The organism is Lysinibacillus sp. DFXJR4 (assembly GCF_057196045.1).
In genome coordinates this window covers 205,683-224,239 of the sequence record NZ_JBXUNW010000005.1, presented here as the reverse complement: position 1 = coordinate 224,239, position 18,557 = coordinate 205,683, and the positions used below count along the sequence as shown (strand labels likewise).

General features: G+C 38.7%; 16 protein-coding genes and 1 pseudogene. 5 read left to right on the top strand and 12 right to left on the bottom strand.

Translation table 11 applies throughout. From position 1 onward, the window contains the following. Positions 1-134 precede the first annotated feature (134 nt). The 10 genes and pseudogenes from leuD to AC2CGN_RS13785 form a co-directional block, all read right to left on the bottom strand. Positions 135-725 (bottom strand): 3-isopropylmalate dehydratase small subunit, encoded by a 591-nt coding sequence (gene leuD / locus AC2CGN_RS13830; RefSeq protein ID WP_484514440.1) that lies wholly within the window; start codon positions 723-725, stop codon positions 135-137. A 31-nt stretch (positions 726-756) separates the two neighbouring features. Beyond that, positions 757-2,166, bottom strand: coding sequence for a 3-isopropylmalate dehydratase large subunit (gene leuC / locus AC2CGN_RS13825; RefSeq protein WP_429982108.1), 1,410 nt, complete (start codon positions 2,164-2,166; stop codon positions 757-759). 16 nt (positions 2,167-2,182) lie between these two features. Further along, positions 2,183-3,283 (bottom strand): 3-isopropylmalate dehydrogenase, encoded by a 1,101-nt coding sequence (gene leuB / locus AC2CGN_RS13820; RefSeq protein ID WP_286923784.1) that lies wholly within the window; start codon positions 3,281-3,283, stop codon positions 2,183-2,185. A 147-nt stretch (positions 3,284-3,430) separates the two neighbouring features. Further along, positions 3,431-3,621 (bottom strand): annotated as a pseudogene (locus AC2CGN_RS13815) (alpha-isopropylmalate synthase regulatory domain-containing protein); the annotation flags it as partial. Positions 3,622-3,695: 74 nt separating this feature from the next. Further along, positions 3,696-4,730 (bottom strand): ketol-acid reductoisomerase, encoded by a 1,035-nt coding sequence (ilvC, locus tag AC2CGN_RS13810; protein WP_286923783.1) that lies wholly within the window; start codon positions 4,728-4,730, stop codon positions 3,696-3,698. Positions 4,731-4,826: 96 nt separating this feature from the next. Next, positions 4,827-5,342 (bottom strand): acetolactate synthase small subunit, encoded by a 516-nt coding sequence (gene ilvN, locus AC2CGN_RS13805; protein WP_283868395.1) that lies wholly within the window; start codon positions 5,340-5,342, stop codon positions 4,827-4,829. Then, a complete protein-coding gene (gene ilvB / locus AC2CGN_RS13800) occupies positions 5,339-7,105 on the bottom strand; it encodes a biosynthetic-type acetolactate synthase large subunit (protein WP_484514436.1) in 1,767 nt (588 codons plus the stop codon). The genes ilvN and ilvB overlap by 4 nt, the downstream gene beginning before the upstream one ends. Positions 7,106-7,580: 475 nt before the next feature. Continuing rightward, positions 7,581-9,251, bottom strand: coding sequence for a dihydroxy-acid dehydratase (ilvD, locus tag AC2CGN_RS13795; RefSeq protein ID WP_484514434.1), 1,671 nt, complete (start codon positions 9,249-9,251; stop codon positions 7,581-7,583). Between the two features lie 357 nt (positions 9,252-9,608). Then, entirely contained in the window at positions 9,609-10,931 is a 1,323-nt protein-coding gene (locus tag AC2CGN_RS13790) for a D-arabinono-1,4-lactone oxidase (RefSeq protein WP_484514432.1), read from the bottom strand. Continuing rightward, positions 10,919-12,094, bottom strand: coding sequence for an amino acid deaminase/aldolase (locus AC2CGN_RS13785; RefSeq protein ID WP_429990049.1), 1,176 nt, complete (start codon positions 12,092-12,094; stop codon positions 10,919-10,921). Before AC2CGN_RS13785 ends, AC2CGN_RS13790 begins: the two co-directional genes overlap by 13 nt. 454 nt (positions 12,095-12,548) lie before the next feature. On the opposite strand from AC2CGN_RS13785, the gene AC2CGN_RS13780 reads away from it, so the two are divergent. Further along, positions 12,549-13,094 carry a cysteine hydrolase family protein gene (locus tag AC2CGN_RS13780; RefSeq protein WP_484514429.1) on the top strand — a complete coding sequence of 182 codons (546 nt, stop codon included), beginning with the start codon at positions 12,549-12,551 and terminating at the stop codon, positions 13,092-13,094. Positions 13,095-13,210: 116 nt separating this feature from the next. Continuing rightward, positions 13,211-13,468: a GlsB/YeaQ/YmgE family stress response membrane protein gene (locus AC2CGN_RS13775; protein WP_054771849.1), complete on the top strand. Its 258-nt coding sequence runs from the start codon at positions 13,211-13,213 to the stop codon at positions 13,466-13,468. Positions 13,469-13,503: 35 nt separating this feature from the next. Here the strand turns inward: AC2CGN_RS13775 and AC2CGN_RS13770 are convergent, their stop codons facing one another. Beyond that, a complete protein-coding gene (locus AC2CGN_RS13770; RefSeq protein WP_429982113.1) occupies positions 13,504-14,187 on the bottom strand; it encodes a lytic transglycosylase domain-containing protein in 684 nt (227 codons plus the stop codon). A 181-nt stretch (positions 14,188-14,368) separates the two neighbouring features. On the opposite strand from AC2CGN_RS13770, the gene mscL reads away from it, so the two are divergent. From mscL to AC2CGN_RS13755, 3 genes are all read left to right on the top strand, one after another. Then, positions 14,369-14,758 (top strand): large conductance mechanosensitive channel protein MscL, encoded by a 390-nt coding sequence (gene mscL, locus AC2CGN_RS13765; protein ID WP_283868403.1) that lies wholly within the window; start codon positions 14,369-14,371, stop codon positions 14,756-14,758. A gap of 456 nt (positions 14,759-15,214) precedes the next feature. After that, positions 15,215-16,330, top strand: coding sequence for a methionine biosynthesis PLP-dependent protein (locus AC2CGN_RS13760; RefSeq protein ID WP_484514426.1), 1,116 nt, complete (start codon positions 15,215-15,217; stop codon positions 16,328-16,330). Positions 16,331-16,332: 2 nt separating this feature from the next. Continuing rightward, entirely contained in the window at positions 16,333-17,496 is a 1,164-nt protein-coding gene (locus tag AC2CGN_RS13755; protein WP_484514424.1) for an aminotransferase class I/II-fold pyridoxal phosphate-dependent enzyme, read from the top strand. 225 nt (positions 17,497-17,721) lie between these two features. On the opposite strand, the gene AC2CGN_RS13750 is transcribed toward AC2CGN_RS13755, so the two are convergent. Then, positions 17,722-18,150 (bottom strand): NUDIX hydrolase, encoded by a 429-nt coding sequence (locus tag AC2CGN_RS13750; RefSeq protein ID WP_484514422.1) that lies wholly within the window; start codon positions 18,148-18,150, stop codon positions 17,722-17,724. Between the last annotated feature and the right edge of the window lie 407 nt (positions 18,151-18,557).

The following is an 18,557-nucleotide window of genomic DNA, read 5'->3' as shown; positions in this document are numbered from 1 at the left end:
GTTTCTTCTTGGTTCCGAAGGAGTTTCCCCTTACCCAAGCATTCACCATCCTCCATTTAACCGGCAACATCTAACTGCAATAAAAAGACTGAAGACAATTGTACCTCGTCTTCAGTCTTATGGAAAATCATCTATTAAAATGCAATACGTTTTGCTTCGTAAGCAGCAATTTGTTCCTCGTATTTTATCGTTAGGGCAATTTCATCCCAGCCATTTAGTAAAGTTTCTTTATAATAAGAATCAATGTTAAATTTATAGACGGCTCCATCTTCACCAGTTACTGTTTGAGCCTCCAGATTGACTTCCATCGTGTAAGGCTTATCGTGACCCTTTGCTAAAATTTCATCACATTCTGCTTCTGTTAGCTTAATTGGTAAAATACCATTTTTAAAGCAGTTATTATGGAAAATATCTGCAAATGATGGTGCGATAACAACATTGAAGCCATAATCTAGGATAGCCCATGGAGCATGTTCGCGAGAAGAACCACATCCAAAGTTATCTTGTGCTACTAAAATTTTGGAGTTTTTAAATTCAGGTTTATTCAATACAAAATCTGGAATTTCATTACCCTGTGTGTCAAAACGCCAATGATAAAATAAAAATTTTCCAAAGCCTGTGCGCTCAATTCGTTTTAGAAACTCTTTCGAAATAATTTGATCTGTATCTACGTTTTTACGATCAAGTGGCGTTATGACACTATTCACGATATTAATTGGTTCCATGTTCAATCATCCCTTCCGTGTAAAAACAAACTTACACCGTTTCCTTTACAAATTCACGTACATCCACAAAATGTCCAGCAATTGCTGCGGCTGCTGCCATTGGTGGTGATACAAGGTGTGTACGAGAACCTGCTCCCTGGCGTCCTTCAAAGTTACGGTTGGATGTAGATGCACAGCGTTCGCCAGCAGGTACAACATCATCATTCATAGCTAAACACATGGAGCAACCTGATTCACGCCATTCAAAGCCTGCTTCTGTAAAGATTTTATCTAACCCTTCTGCCTCAGCTTGCTTTTTTGTAGAATGGGAACCTGGTACAACGATTGCTGTGACATTATCATGTACCTTTCTTCCTTGGATGACACTTGCAGCCGCGCGTAAATCACTGATGCGTGAGTTTGTACAAGAGCCGATAAATACGTGTTGGATATCGATGGATGTTAATGGTTGCCCTTCTTTTAAGCCCATATAGGCAAGTGCTTTGCGAAGTGCCGCTTTATCTGATTCATCCTTGTAATCCGCTTGTGTTGGAACAGTTCCTGAGACACCTGTACCCATGGAAGGATTTGTTCCCCAAGTAATGATTGGCTCAATTTCTTCTGCTTTAATAATACGAACTGTATCATATGTTGCGTCCGCATCAGAAGCAAGGCTTACCCAATAGGCTGCCGCTTCATCAAATTTTTCGTCTTGGGGTGCATATTTACGACCACGAATGTAGTCAACAGTTATTTGGTCAGGTGAAATAAGACCAGCCTTTGCACCTGCTTCAATTGACATGTTACAAATCGTCATACGTTCTTCCATTGAGAGTTTGTGGATAGCCTCTCCAGTGAATTCCACAATATGTCCTGTACCAACGCCGATACCGAATTTAGCGATAATTGCTAGAATAATATCTTTTGCAGCTACACCAACAGGTAGCTCACCTTCAACACGAATTTCCATTGTTTTTGGCTTGTTTTGCCAAAGGGTTTGTGTTGAAAGTACATGCTCTACCTCAGACGTACCAATACCAAAGGCAATAGCTCCAAAGGCACCGTGTGTGGATGTATGGGAATCACCGCAAACAATTGTTTTACCAGGCTGTGTTAAGCCTAATTCTGGTCCAATAACATGAACAATTCCCTGATCAGGGTGCCCCATTCCAGCTAGCTCGACACCGAATTCTTCAGCATTTTTAGCCAAAGTTTCGATTTGATTACGTGCAATTGGGTCATTAATTGTTGGTAGATTTTTAGTAGGTACGTTATGATCCATTGTTGCAAAGCTTAAATCTGGACGGCGCACCTTACGTCCGTTCATACGCAGACCTTCAAAAGCCTGCGGAGAAGTAACTTCATGAATTAAATGAAGATCAATATATAACAGGTCAGGTTTGCCCTCTTCCTGATAAACAACATGTTTATCCCAAATCTTTTCAATTATATTTTTGCCCATTGTCTTCACCTATTTCTTAAATGTATGTTGTCATAATGCTTTCTGAAACAAAGCTAGTATCAATCTCGTTAATTACTTTATCTGTCCATTCATTCGTAGATAGAATACGACCACCATCACGAGCAAGATCTGCTGTGAAATAACCATCATCAAATACTGCACTAACAGCACGTTCAATTTCCGCCGCTTCTTCTTTTAAGCCAAATGAATATTGCAGCATCATCGCCACAGAAAGAATAGTTGCCGCTGGATTGGCTACACCTTGGCCAGCAATTTCTGGAGCTGAGCCATGTACTGGTTCATATAGACCGAAATTATCGCCACGAATGGAGGCCGATGGTAATACACCTAAAGAACCTGTAATAACAGAGGCTTCATCACTTAAAATATCACCAAACATATTTTCAGTAACAACCACATCATAGTGACCTGGATTTGTAATTAATTTCATCGCCACCGAATCAACTAAATTATGCTCAACCTGTACATCGGGATATTCTTTTTTCTTCGCTTCTACTACTTCTCGCCATAGTCGACTAGTTTCCAGTACATTTGCTTTATCAACAGAACATAATTTGCCTCCACGTAAACGTGCTAATTCAAAGGCATTTTCAACAATCCGTTCAACCTCAGCCGTTGAATAAACAGTTGTATCAATCGCACCATTTTCAGTACGCATACGTGGTTCCCCGAAGTATACGCCGCCTGTTAATTCACGTACAATCATTAAATCGACGTTTTCGGCAACTTCACGTTTTAATGGTGAAGCATCAAGTAAACTCGGGAACGCCTTTACTGGACGTAGATTTGCAAATAAATCAAAATGTTTACGAATACGCAATAAGCCTTTTTCTGGACGTAATTCAGGTGGATTATTATCCCATTTCGGACCACCTACTGCCCCAAGTAAAATTGCATCGCTGCTTTCACACATTTCAATCGTCTCATCTGGTAATGGATTATTGTGTTGGTCGATGGCAGCGCCTCCAATTGTTGCATAACCCAAATGGAATGTATGGTTGAAACGTTTACCAATTACTTGCAATACACGTACAGCAGAAGCAACAACCTCTGGCCCAATTCCGTCACCAGGAAGTACTGTAATTTTTTTCTCCATCGTCAAAACACCTTTCTTTGTATAGTGTAGACATACACTATTTTAGTAAAGACTCTCACCTACAAATATAGATGAGAGCCATCAATGTGAATGATACGAAGTCCATTCACTACCACTAATCTGTGACATTCACCAGAGGCTTAATGCTTAACTCACAGGTTGTGCACGTAAACTTGCCAGAATTAAATGACGATTAATCGCATTTAGATAAGCTTTTGCAGAAGCTTCTAAGACATCCTGTGAGGAATTTCTGCCAGTTGTCGACACACACCATCATAACGAATATTAATGATGGCTTTACCCAGTGCATCGCGCCCCTTGCCAACAGTTGCTTGGCGATTTCAATTTTTCTGCTGTATTTAATATAATACTAGCGGATTGTTCGCCGTCGCGAAGAGTTGTATCGAAAATATTAATTTTTCGCACTTGTTGCCACTTCTCTCACAACTTTTTCTTTCCCTTCATTGATGAATGGCATCATAGCACGTAATTTAGCACCAACTTCTTCGATTTGGTGGTTTGCACCTGCTTCTTTGAATTTTGTATATTCTGGACGACCGTTTTCGTTTTCTTGAATCCAACGGCGAGCAAACGTACCATCCTGGATATCTGTTAATACTTCTTTCATACGACCTTTTACGGATTCATCGATAATACGTGGTCCTGCAACATAGTCACCCCACTCAGCTGTATCCGATACTGAGTAACGCATTGTTGCCATACCACCTTCAAACATAAGGTCAACGATTAATTTTAATTCATGAAGTGTTTCAAAGTATGCTAATTCTGGTTGGTAACCAGCTTCAACTAATGTTTCAAAACCAGCTCTTACTAATTGTGTAGCACCACCACAAAGTACTGCTTGTTCACCGAATAGGTCTGTTTCAGTTTCCTCTTTAAATGTAGTTTCAAGAAGACCACCGCGAGCTGCGCCAATTCCTTTTCCGTATGCTAGGGCTAAGTCTTTCGCTTGACCTGTTGCATCTTGATGGATTGCGAATAAACCTGGTACACCTGCACCCTCTTGATATTGACGACGCACTAAGTGTCCTGGACCTTTTGGTGCTACTAAGAATACATCAACATCTGCTGGTGGTGTAATTTGACCGAAATGAATGTTAAAGCCGTGTGCAAACATAAGTGCTTTACCTGCTTCAAGATGTGGAGCGATTTCAGCCTCATAGACAGCTTTTTGGCGCTCATCTGGAAGTAAGATTTGAATAACGTCTGCTTCTTGTGCTGCCTCAGCTACAGTTTTAACGTCTAATCCATCAGCTTTCGCTGCATCGAAAGATCCGCCTGGACGAACACCTACAACTACATCAAAGCCTGATTCTTTTAGGTTAAGAGCATGTGCATGACCTTGTGAGCCATATCCGATAATTGCGATTTTTTTCCCTTTTAATACTTCCTCGTTGATGTTTTGTTCATAGTACATAGTAGCCATTGTTTGTTTCCTCCTAAATTTGGGTTTAATTTTTGACTTTAAATGCACAGTACAGTATTGCGCTATGCATCTAAAGCAATCAATTTTATATGCAAACTATTTTAAAATAGAGAGCTGCGGATTTGAGATTTTTTGTGTTTCTCGAACAGAAGCAGTTGCCCCTGTGCGTGTTAATTCTTTAATTCCATATGGTCGAATGAGTTCAATAAAGGCATCAATCTTATCTGGATGTCCTACAACTTGATATGTGACAACATTTTTTGCCGTATCAATAATTTGTGGACGGAATGGTTCAACAATTGAATTCATTTCCAATCGTAAGTTTGGTGGCGAAATAACTTTGACAAGCGCTAACTCACGTAACACGATTGATTTATCTGTTATATCATTGACCTTTAATACATCAATTTGTTTTGATAACTGCTTTACTAGCTGTTCAATTTTACTCTCATCTTCTACATTTACAACAAATGTCATTTTCGAGAAGTTTGGCTGCTCGGTATGACCAACTGTAATGGATTCAATATTGAATTGGCGTTTCATCAGCAAGCCCGTTACACGGTTTAATACGCCACTTTGGTTAATCACTGTTACTGTAATTACTCGTTTCAACTCTTTTTCACCCCGATCATTTCATGTAAGCCTTTGCCAGGTGCTACCATAGGATAAACACATTCAAGCTGTTTAACACGACAATCAATTAATACTGGATCATCTGAAAGAAGTGCCTCACGGAAAATGCTCTCCGCTTCATCGATTGTATTAATACGATAACCCTTTATACCATATGCATCAGCTAATTTAACAAAGTCTGGTTGGATTGGCATTAATGAAGATGAATAGCGCTCCTCATAAAATGTTTGTTGCCACTGGCGTACCATTCCAAGACAGCTGTTATTTAAAATTACCACCTTTACTGGTAGGTTGAATTCTTTTAATAGGGAAAGCTCTTGTGCAGTCATTTGGAACCCTGCATCTCCTACAATAGAAACAACCTTTTTGTCTGGCTTCGCAAACTGGGCGCCAATTGCAGCTGGGAAGCCGAAGCCCATCGTACCAAGTCCACCAGACGTTACCCATCCATGATCATTATTTAAGCGATAATATTGTGCAGCCCACATTTGATGCTGACCAACATCCGTTGTGACAATTGCATCACCTTCTGTAATTTTATGCACAAGCTCTAATGCTTCCTGTGGTAAAACTTCCTTTTCTCCAGGATCTTTGCAGTACCACAGAGGGTATTCATTGGCATGATTTCTTAAGTATGCAAGCCATTCTGCTGTATCAGGACCCTCAAAATCCTTTTTCAACAATGCTTTTAATGCTTCTTTTGCATCTGCCACAATAGGGATATCAGTTGGCACATTTTTACCAATTTCTGCTGGATCAATATCAATGTGTATAATTGTTGCATTTGGAGCAAATGTCGCTAAATTTCCTGTTAGGCGATCATCAAAACGAGCACCAATATTTAATAATAAATCAGATTTTGTAATAGCTGTATTCGCTGTAACAGTACCATGCATACCAGCCATTCCGATAAATAATTCATGTTCTCCATGGATGGATCCAAGCCCTAAAAGCGTGTTAGTTACTGGAATACGGTATTTTTCCGCAAATCTTGTTAATTCTTCACGTGCATCCGCAAAGAGTACGCCAGCACCAGCTAAAATGAGAGGATTCTTTGCTAATGAAATTGCCTGAATTGCTTTTTGAATTTGTAAATAGTTTGGCTTATAGGTTGGTTGATAACCTGGTAAATAAATTTCATTTGGAGCTTGTGGCGGATTTTCCACATCAAACAGCATTTGAGACACATTTTTTGGGAAATCCACTACTACGGGACCTTTCCTACCCGTATTGGCGATATGGAAAGCCTCTTGTACAATACGCGGAATATCATTGACATCCTGTACTTGGTAGTTATGCTTTGTAATTGGTGTTGTAATTCCCATAATATCCGCTTCTTGGAAAGCATCTGTACCAATGACAGATGTGGCCACTTGACCTGTAAAAATAACTAACGGAATTGAGTCAATCATAGCATCAGCAATACCTGTTACTAGATTGGTTGCCCCCGGTCCACTAGTGGCAATAACAACTCCTGGTTTATTGGAAACCCGTGCATAACCTTCTGCCGCATGGATCGCACCTTGTTCATGTCTAGTTAAAATATGACGAATTGGATTTTTATACATTGCATCATAAATTTGTAGAACAGCACCGCCTGGATAACCGAAAATAATTTCGACACCTTGATCATGCAATGCTTGCACTAAAACGTCAGCACCATCTTTCGCCTGATAGGTTTGTTCAGCCTTTGCTGTTGTTGCTAATTCTTCTTTTTCATTGATAGAAACATTCGCACTCATCAAATATGCCTCCTTCTTCTTTTTCATTCAATTTCACATTAGTGATGCGCATCAGTGAAGTATAACTGGCTGAAGGTCTCCTTAAGAAAGTAAGAGACTCTTCTGAAACGTCGACAAAAATAATAAAAAGCCTTTTTCTCCACACGCAAAGAACTACCTTACGTAGGGATGAAAAAGACTTTCCATGGTACCACCCTTTTTTATAGCAAAAACTTGCTACCTCGTGAATAAATGAAAGCATTTATGGACCAATGCGAGTTTATTCGCATCCAATACGGTGTCATAAAACATTTATTCATTAATAACGAGCACTTTCGATTATGCCCGGAGCTATCTAATGGCAACTGCGTTTAATAGCTCACTCCGAGGGGATGTCGGATCTAGTTGTATCGCCGGCTTCCAGCACGACCGGCTCTCTGGTAGATACAAGGCTCTAGAACCTTTAACCTCATCAACGTTTTAACATATCAAATTGTTAAATTTTCATTACGCCACCTGTAGAAGCGTTGGTTACTAATTTTGAATATCTTGCAAGCCAACCACGTTTGATTTTCGGTTCAAATACTGGCAGTTTTGCACGACGTTCAGCTAAAACTTCATCTGAAACTTCTAAATTGATTGTACGATTTGGTAGATCAATTGTGATGACATCACCATTTTCAACTAATGCGATTGGACCACCTTCTGCTGCTTCCGGTGAAATATGTCCAATTGAAATACCACGAGATGCACCTGAGAAACGACCATCTGTAATTAATGCAACCTTTGTGCCGAGACCACGGCCTTGAATAGCAGACGTTGGTGCGAGCATTTCAGGCATCCCTGGGCCACCTTTTGGTCCTTCGTAGCGAATGACGACTACATGGCCCTCTTTCACTATTCCATTATCAATATTTTCCTGTGCCGCTTCTTGTGAATCAAAGACGATTGCCTCGCCTCTGAATACCTGAATAGAAGGGTCGACAGCTCCTACTTTTATAACAGAGCCTTCTGGTGCGATATTACCAAATAAAACTGATAAGCCACCGACTGGGCTATACGGATTGTCTTTCGTACGGATAACTTGATCATTTGTGATGTGATAGTCTTTTACAAGTTCACCCATTGTTACACCAGCAACTGTTGGGCGGTCTGGATAAATTGCACCCGGAATAGTTGCTAATTCATTAATAATGGCACTAACGCCACCAGCTTTATTAATATCATCCATTGAAATATCTGAAGCTGGCATAATTTTTGCTAGATATGGAACACGTTCTGCCACTTTATTGATATCTTCAATGTTATAGTCAATTTCAGCCTCATTAGCGATCGCTAACGTATGAAGAACTGTATTTGTTGACCCACCCATTGCCATATCCAGTGCAAATGCATCATCAATTGCCTCTTTTGTAATAATGTCACGAGGCTTAATATCCTCTTTAATCATACGGACTAGTTGTTTAGCGGCCTCTTTTATAAGCTGATGGCGCTCTTCAGATGTAGCAACGATTGTACCATTACCTGGTAAAGCTACACCTAACATTTCCATTAAACAGTTCATAGAGTTCGCTGTAAACATCCCTGAGCATGATCCACATGTTGGACATGCGTTATTTTCAATATCTAATAGCTCTTCAGCTGACATTTTCCCTGATTTATGTGCCCCTACCCCTTCAAATACAGAAGTTAAAGATAGTTGCTTACCTGTTGCAGAAGTACCAGCCTCCATTGGACCACCAGAAACGAAAATTGATGGTACGTTTGTACGAACTGCTGCCATTAGCATTCCCGGTGTAATTTTGTCACAGTTTGGAATGTAGAATACACCATCAAACCAGTGTGCATTAATAACTGTTTCTGCAGAGTCTGCGATAATTTCACGGCTTGGTAAGGAGTAACGCATACCAATATGCCCCATCGCAATGCCATCATCTACCCCAATTGTATTAAACTCAAATGGAATTCCTCCTGCTTCAATAATGGCTTCTTTGACAACATCAGCAAATGTACGTAAATGAACGTGACCTGGTATAATGTCGATATAAGAATTACAAACCCCAATAAATGGCTTGCCTAAATCTTTTGCTTTTACTTTGCCTGTTGCATATAAAAGACTTCGATGTGGCGCACGATCTACGCCTACTTTAATCATGTCACTTCTCATTTTAAACGCCCCTCATTTATTGCTATGTTCGTTGCTATATACGAAATGTTCTGTCTATTTTGTTTTCGTCTATATGTTAACTGCCTGAAAGACAACTAACTGCTATAACGAACGTGTTAAATTGTTGTTATCATAGTACGAAAAAAAGGTCTCGTCAACAGTATTTTTTGAATTGTTTAAACAATTTAAATTATTCGTTAAATTTGAAATCGTTTTCATGCTGATTAAGCATCGCTTTTATCTCGTTTTGATAAATTTTTTGACATTTCGTTCAAATTTTAATTTTTCATAAATATCTTTATGTTGACTTTCCATTACCTTGGAAGATGAGTAGAAGTCTACAGAATAAGATAGCGCTTACAATGTGAATAATTTTCTTAAATATCCAGTGAAAAAAACATTATCTGGATCATACTGACGACGAATTGCTAAAAACTTTTCAATATCTGGATATAGTTCATACACATACTCAGCTGTTAAATGATTTTGTTTTCCCCAATGTGGACGTCCCTTATATTTCTTCATCATCGTATGAATCCATTCAAAATAAGGTTCTTCAGACATTCCTTTATACATATGAAAGGCAATAAAGGCTGATTCTTGCCCCTGCGTAGGACTTAAAAAACCTGCTTCACCAGCTGTAGTTCTACATTCCAATGGAAAATGAACATTAAAAAGCCCCTTCTTGAAGGTTGCATGAATCTCCTCCATACATGCTTCGAAATACATTAAGGGAATTGCATATTCACTTTCCTGAAACTTTACGCTTCTAGGGGATGGATAAATTTCATAACTAATGCCTGTTTTCTCCCCCTCTACAACATTTGCTGCAGCTATTTTACTCATCGTTCCACTTAATGAAGGCTTCCATTTACAAAGCTCAGACATTGCTAAAAATGCACCATTTTCTACTATTTGAAGTTTCATTATTTCAATTCTCCTGCTCCAGTCACTCTGATAAACAGGGTGTACCACATCCATACGTTTAACTTGTATGGTCTCACTACCGGGAAAATAAAACCATTCCACATGACGATGCTGTCGAATATCCTCGGCAAAAATAGTCAGTCCGTTTGTCAGGGTATCCCTTGTACCTATATAATGTAGGCCGTAAAGAGGTATTACCTTGATTGTCACCTTCACAAGCACACCAAGCATACCGAGTGATACATGTAAAGATTCAGATAAATCATCTAAGCCTCTAGTATGCTCTCGATATGTCCCAGTACCGTCAACAAATCCCCATTTTGTGACTGTTGAAGATAGCGAGCCTAGTGTTACTCCTGTTCCATGTGTGCCTGTTGACACGGCACCCGCAATGGATTGCTCTTGAATATCCCCCATATTACTTAGAGCAAAGCCATGTTTTGCAAGCAAAGGCCCAATTTCATATAAATAGGTTCCAGCCCAAAGCGTTACCTCTTGCTTTTCCTCATTTACAGCTATAAGCCCACGCATATTATGTAAAGAAAGTGCGATATGCTCAGGCATTGCAACAGCACTAAAAGAGTGAGCGGCACCTGTGACACGAATTGTTTTTCCCGATTCACGCGCTTGCTTCACTATATTGACTACATCCTCAATCGATTGGGGTAAATACATCTCACCTGGATAAGAGATTACATTGCCAGCCCAATTTGTCCATTTCTCACCATTTTTCCATTTCTCTATAGAAAACATTGCCCATCCCCCCTATAAGTATTATAAGACCCTACATACTTGTCCCCTCGAATAGTATGCAGTTTTTGAAATCTTTCACAAAGCTCTCCTGCTTTTGCATGTCGAAAATACAATGTGTCACCTACATTAATATTTTTATGCTTTACCTTAATCGGTGATTGAACTTCTCCTGCTCCTTCTAAACTAAGATATGAAAAAAAGGTGGGTTCATAGAATACCGGTAAACGATCAGCACCGATTGCACCAGAGGCAGTATAGCCTCCTCCGTGGCAAACAACAATATTCTTATCTGGCTTCCTCGTTACTCTTAAAGCAAAGCCAGCTGCCTTCTCAAGGTATAAATGCGTAAACTGATCAAACAATGCTGGGGCATAAAATGCAGAGCCCACTGTTATTTCCGTTACTTCTCTCTGCTGTGCAGTATACGCCATACTTCCTGAACCGCCACCGTTGATAAAGCGTACTTTTGGAAAATACGCCTTTATATGAGCAATGGCTAATCGACGGAACTGAGTAACCTGTTTTTTAGCTTGTTGCTGCATAACGTCTATAATTCTTCCCTTTATAGCATTTACAGGTCGATTACCCACTCCAGCAATTTGTGCTTCATACCCCATAGCTCCTACTACCTCGATATCTGGCTGTTGTTCTATAAATTTTAAGAACGGTGTTAAGGTCTCTAATGAATAAAGGGAAGAACGTTTTGTACCGAAATAAAGTAATTTAAAATCATTGGACACATTAATATCTATACATACCTGTACACGAACGCCAAGCTCTTGTCCTAGCCTAGCCAAAAAAGTCACATGCTCCTCCTTATCAACCATAAAAGTGACGGTTTTTCCTTCTTTTACGAAGTGTAATAACTTTCGTACAGATCCTTCTTCCATAACTGGATAGCCAAGCAATACATCATCAAAATGCTGCTGCAATAAGAAAAGAGTCTCAGCAGCCGTAAACGTCATATATCCAACAGCATTTGGAAGGTTGTCGTATAAATATCGTAGTATCTCTACAGAACGAATTGATTTTGTAGCAATTCGGATATTTTTTTCTCCGCAATCATTGCGAACCGTTGCAATATTTTTATCTAAAGCATCAAAATCTATCCAAGCAAATGGCCGCTCTATTTCTTGAAAAGCGTGGTCAAATCTTGTTGTCATCCAATCACTCCTTTACATGTACTATGTATTTGACAATTGTCTAAAAAATTCCTTTTCATATCACGATTTCAAAAGTATTTCATATAATAGTTCAAGACAACAAAAAACAACCGTGGACATATCATCAAAATAGCCATCACGGTTGCTTTAGTTTTCGACAAGCATTAAACTCACCTTTCTATATTATTTTTATTAGCTTACGAGACAAAAATGAAATCTGCTGCTATATTTAGCATCACTAGCAGATGTAAACCTGCAATAAGTAACCCTTGTCGATTTAAACGCTTCATAGCTGTCATATTCATATTGAACACTCTCCTTTTTTCATATTATACTCACAAGGAAAACAATTTTCAAACTATTCTTAATATTAAAATATAATCATTTTTCTGACAACCAGGCCCAAATATGGCATGATTAAAGTGAAATTATACCTATAGGGAGAGTGGAAAAATTGAAAAAAGCGTTATTAGTTATCGATTATACGTATGATTTTGTAGCCTCTGATGGAAAACTAACATGTGGTGAACCCGGTCAAGTATTGGATGAAAAAATAGCATCCTTAATCAAACAATTTATTGCTGATCAAGAATTTATTGTTTTTGCCAATGATTTACATGAAGAAAATGATAGCTTTCATCCTGAAACAAAGCTATTTCCTCCACACAATATTCGTGGCACAAAGGGGCGCCATTTATATGGGCAAGTAGGTGAAATGTATAATCTTTACAAAGATAAGGTATTATGGCTTGATAAAACACGTTATAGTGCATTTGCGGGAACTACTTTATCCATATTATTGAAGGAACGTGGCATTGAAGAAATTCATTTAGTTGGTGTATGTACGGATATTTGCGTATTACATACAGCTGTCGATGCTTATAATTTGGGTATTCCCACAGTTATTTATGCACATGGTGTTGCAAGTTTTGATGCTGCAGGCCATGAATGGGCATTACGTCATTTTGAACATACGCTAGGTGCAACAATTGTTCAATAAAGCCATTTCATGGATTTGTAATAAAAACCATAGAAGCTAGGTGCGTTTAATATGCTCTATTCAGGGTATAACTAAGTAATCGCCATTATATCTTAATTTTAAGGAGATGAAGAAAAATGATTAGCTTCATTTGGTATTTAATCATCGGCGGTATTTTAGGTTGGTTAGCTGGCGTCATTTTAGGAAAAGATGTACCTGGCGGCATCATTGGAAATATCGTTGCAGGGATTGTCGGTTCATGGGTCGGTAGCATGGTTTTGGGCAACTGGGGTTGGAGAGTTAGTGATTTTTACGTATTCCCAGCATTAATTGGTGCGATTGTGCTTATATTCATTGTAAGCATTATTTTAAAGAGTATGCGTAAAGCAACCTAAATATGTAGGAAAGAGCCATCAATTTTGGTGGCTCTTTACTTTTTATCATTTAACAGCACTGCGTGTTTCAACTCATCATGATAATCATTATATAAATTAAAATAATGTAACACCTTTTCAACGTATTCATCACTATGATTGTACTGAAAAACAGCCTGTTTAACATCGCCATTTGCTGCCCCGTTTTTTGATAAATAATTTGCTGCACTATAAATAGCATCCTCAATATCATATGGATCAGCAATTCCATCTCCATTGGCATCAACACCATAACCACCGTATTTCTTTATGGCTTCTGGACTCATTAGCTCTGTTTTTGAAATATTTCCTTTCCCTAAACCGGAACAGGAAGGATGTTTCCAGCCCACAAATGTACATGGCATAAATTGCATCGGACCTTCAGCACCTGCTGGGGAAACAAGAGATTTCATGGAGGAAAAGCGAGTTTCTATTCGATGATGGGCTGCTAGTAAAGTCCATGGCACACCATATTTCTCCTCTGCTGCTACATAAATAGGAATAAATTGTTCAGGAATTTTCATATCAAAATTTTGTTGAATATCTTCTATTGCCCGTTGTTGAGCGATTTTCTCAAATATCGGTAGTGTTTGAAGCTCCCTCCAGGCAAAAAAAGCAAGGACATAAACTGTTATGGCTATTGGTACTAATAGTGCTATCACTCCCAATTGAACGGATGATGATAATGGTTTTTTCTTCATATTTTTCGTCATAATTCACACCTAATTAAATTTTCTCTTTCTATATTACCAAATTTGTCGTTTTTTGTAGTCATTTTTTCAGTATATAATTTCCACTATTATAACAGTTGAAAAGAACGGGAAAAATATAGTAAAATATATTTTGATTCATTTATATGGGTAAATATTGGAGGAATTTGTTTTGTGGAAAGACTTTAAAGAGTTTGCTATGAAGGGCAATATTGTCGATCTAGCAGTAGCAGTGGTGATTGGTGGTGCTTTCGGTAAAATTGTTACCTCCTTAGTTGCAAATATTATTATGCCATTAGTCGGTATTTTAACTGGTGGTATCGATTTAACAGAAAGCTTTGTCTATGGCTCTGGTGATGCCACAGTTAAATTGGGTGAATTTTTACAGTCGATTATTGACTTTTTAATAATTGCTTTTGCAATTTTTATGGCATTAAGAATTATGACCAAGTTTTCTCGTAAAAAAGAAGAGGCAGTTGTGGAAGAACCAGCACCTGAACTAGATGCGAAGGAAGAGCTGCTAAAGGAAATTCGAGATTTATTAAAAAAAGAACAAGCCTAATATTACTAAAGAATCTGTCGCATTTTCCTATTAGGAAGCAGGCAGATTCTTTTTTTTAAAACAACAATTAAAGGAAGCTTTATGGGTTAGATACCTTGATTCATTTGCTAATAATTCCTCTCTCAACGCTGGAGTAAAGCAATCATAATTTGATAATCCAATGTGCCTCAATTATATCAATTTTTGCATATTATCCTGCTGCTATCTTAAATCTCAGTCATTTTGCCCTTAAAGACAAATATTCTTGCATTTCCGTTCTACCTATTCCTCTTGGATACTCCCCTTTCTCCATCTCCTACTATTCCTAGGTGATTTACCTTAAATAATCTAGCTAATTTTCTGAAATCATCTTGTTCTTCTTTATCATACATGTTAAATTGGTAACAATTATTGAGAATATGGATCAAGAGAAAATTTGACTCTTTCCATGACTACGATGCAGAAAAGAGTGACGATATGACAATCAACAGAAGTATTGAAACAAAACTTGTACAACTTGGCAATTTAAGTGATCCAAGAACAGGTGCTGTCAGCCCGCCAATTCATCTATCAACAGCGTACAAGCATACGGGGATTGGTGAATCCACTGGTTTTGACTATACACGTACAAAAAATCCAACCCGTAGCTTATTAGAAGAAGGAATTGCTGATTTAGAAGGCGGGGACATGGGTTTTGCCTGTAGTTCAGGTATGGCAGCCATTCAGTTAATTCTATCATTATTTAAGCCTGGGGATGAATTGGTGGTGCCTGATGATTTATATGGAGGTACATATCGACTTTTTCATTTCTTCGAAGAGACATATAATATTAAGCCTGTTTACTCAAAATTTGAATCGGTTGAACAGGTTGAAGCTTTAATCAATAACAATACGCGTGCCTTTTTCATTGAAACTCCGACAAACCCACTTATGCAGGAATTTGATTTGCAAACTTACGCGGAATTAGCCCACAAGCATGATGTTTGGTTAATTGTTGATAACACATTCTATACGCCATATTTCCAACGTCCAATCGAATTAGGTGCAGATATTGTTATTCATTCAGCTACTAAGTATATTGGTGGTCATAATGATGTCTTAGCGGGTTTAGTTGTCGCAAAAGGCGCAGAACTAGCGGAACGTATTGCCTTTCTTCATAATGGCAGCGGAATGGTATTAGGGGCAATGGATGCTTGGCTATTGATTCGTGGCTTAAAAACAATGCATCTTCGTCTAAAGCAGCACGATGCAAATGCAAAAGCAATTGCTGCTTATCTAGAGCAGGAAGAACTTGTAACTGACGTATTATACACAGGAAAAGGCGGTATGCTGTCCTTCCGTTTACAGAAAGCTGAGTGGATTGACCCATTCCTTCGTAACTTAAAATTAATTACGTTTGCTGAGAGCCTTGGCGGTGTTGAAAGCTTTATTACATACCCTGCTACTCAGACACATGCAGATATGCCATATGAGGAACGTATTGAACGTGGTGTATGTGACCGTTTACTGCGTTTCTCAGTCGGAATTGAAGAGGCTGAGGATTTAATTGCTGATTTAAAACAAGTATTCGATATCCTTAGAAAAGAGGCATAGACATGAAGCAACGTATGGAAACAAGCCTAATACACGCAGGAGTTCGTGACGGCTACGCTAATAAAAAAGGTGCAGTCAATGTGCCTATGTATTTATCATCAACGTTTCATCAGGAGAGTATTGATGAATTTGGAGAATATGATTATGCTCGATCAGGTAACCCTACAAGGGATGCATTGGAAAAAGCAGTTGCGGAACTTGAAGGAGGAGTTCGTGCACATGCCTTCTCCTCAGGGATTGCCGCTGTGTCCGCAGCCTTGATGCTATTATCACAGGGTGATCATATTGTGATGACAGAAGATGTTTATGGGGGCACATATCGTTTCGTCACTAAAGTATTACCACGTTTTGGGATAACGCATACTTTTGTTGATTTTACCGATTTAGCAGCTGTTGAAGCAGCTATCACACCTACAACTAAATTGCTTTATATGGAAACACCATCAAATCCTACGCTTGGCATTACAGATATTCGTGGGGTAGTTACCTTAGCCAAGCAGCAGCATCATTGTTTAACGTTTTTAGACAATACATTTATGACACCTTTACACCAACGTCCACTTGAGCTAGGTGTAGATGTTGTCATCCACAGTGCTACAAAGTTTTTATCCGGACACTCTGATATTATTGCAGGATTGACGGTTACAGCTGATGAAAAGCTAGGACAAGACCTTTACTTTATCCAAAATTCATTCGGCAATATTCTAGGTGTACAGGATTCCTTTACACTATTGCAAAATATAAAGACGACTGCTGTACGCTTTAGTCGCTCAGCGGAATCAGCACAAAAGATTGCAGAATTTTTAGCTGCAAACCCTCTTGTCGAGCAAGTATATTACCCTGGGCTTGAATCTCATCCAGGCTATGATATTCATCGTAGCCAGTGCACAAGTGCAGGTGCTGTCCTATCATTCCGTCTGCCAAGCTACAAAGCCGCAAAAGCACTTGTAGAAGCGATGAAAATTCCTGTTTTTGCAGTCTCTCTTGGTGGCGTTGAATCGATTTTATCCTACCCAGCCAAAATGAGTCATGCTGCAATGGAGCCTGAGGAACGTGCAAAACGTGGTATTACTGACGGACTATTACGCTTCTCAGTAGGACTAGAGCATGTTGACGATCTGATCGCTGATTTCACACAAGCATTAGAGATTGCCGAAAAGGCATAAAAAATAGTAAACAAAACAACCGCGTCTCTATCAACTAGAAACGCGGTTGTTTTAGCTAATATAGCCTATTTCTTCTAAAATTTTTTCGTGTTAAATTTTAGGAGAAATAGGCTATAGAATGTTCTATACATTAGTAGAAGCGCTAGTAATAAAGCTGAAAATTTGTGAACCTAGTCCCTTGCTAGTTTTCAGATTCCCCAAATGATTTCAATAACGGAAATACACTTAATGATTAATAGGAGCCATTACTCGATACAAATAATCTCCATGTCCTTTTGCTAGTGACACTTCCTGCTCATCTGTTATCCAATAAAAGGAGAATATAAAACCTGTTTCGTTTAATCCTGTAGGATGATGCTGCCATGTATCTCGTTTTTCATTCGTCGTTAGATGATAAAAATAGCGTTTTTGTAAAGCGCCTGAATAATGATTAAAATAATCTTCAGCAATTAACCCATTAACTGTTAAATGCGATAAGCCAGTCTCCTCAAACATCTCTCGAGTTACAGCCTCTAGCGGTGTTTCCCCTTCCTCTACTGTGCCTTTTGGAATTTGGATGCCGGCTCCTTCTGTATTTTGCTCAAATACTAGCACCTGTAACTGCCCCTCATGCTCTCTTGTAATATAGCCAAATGCTTTTTCAACTACTTGCATGAAGTCATCTCCTTTCGTATGATTTAATGTTACAATAAATAGAAAAATTGGAATTATGGGTGGTAAGTGTTGACACTCATTATACGACAGATACAAGAGAATGACATCTTTTTCGTGCAAGAAATTGCCAAGAGAAGCTGGCATCAACCATACGAAAGCATCATCCTATATGACATCCAGAATCGTTTTTTACAGGTTGCTTGATAGTGCTGGGCGCTTAAAAGAACATCTAGAAATCAGTCCTTTTTAAGTTGCTATACTAGAGGAATTAATTTAGTAGATTTCCAATTTTTCAAATATAAAAAACGATGAAGCTGAGCTTTTGGGCAATCTAATTCTTCCTGAAACACAGGGCAAAAAAGGTATCCAAATGTTTTCTTATCTTTGTGTAGAGAGGGAAAATATAA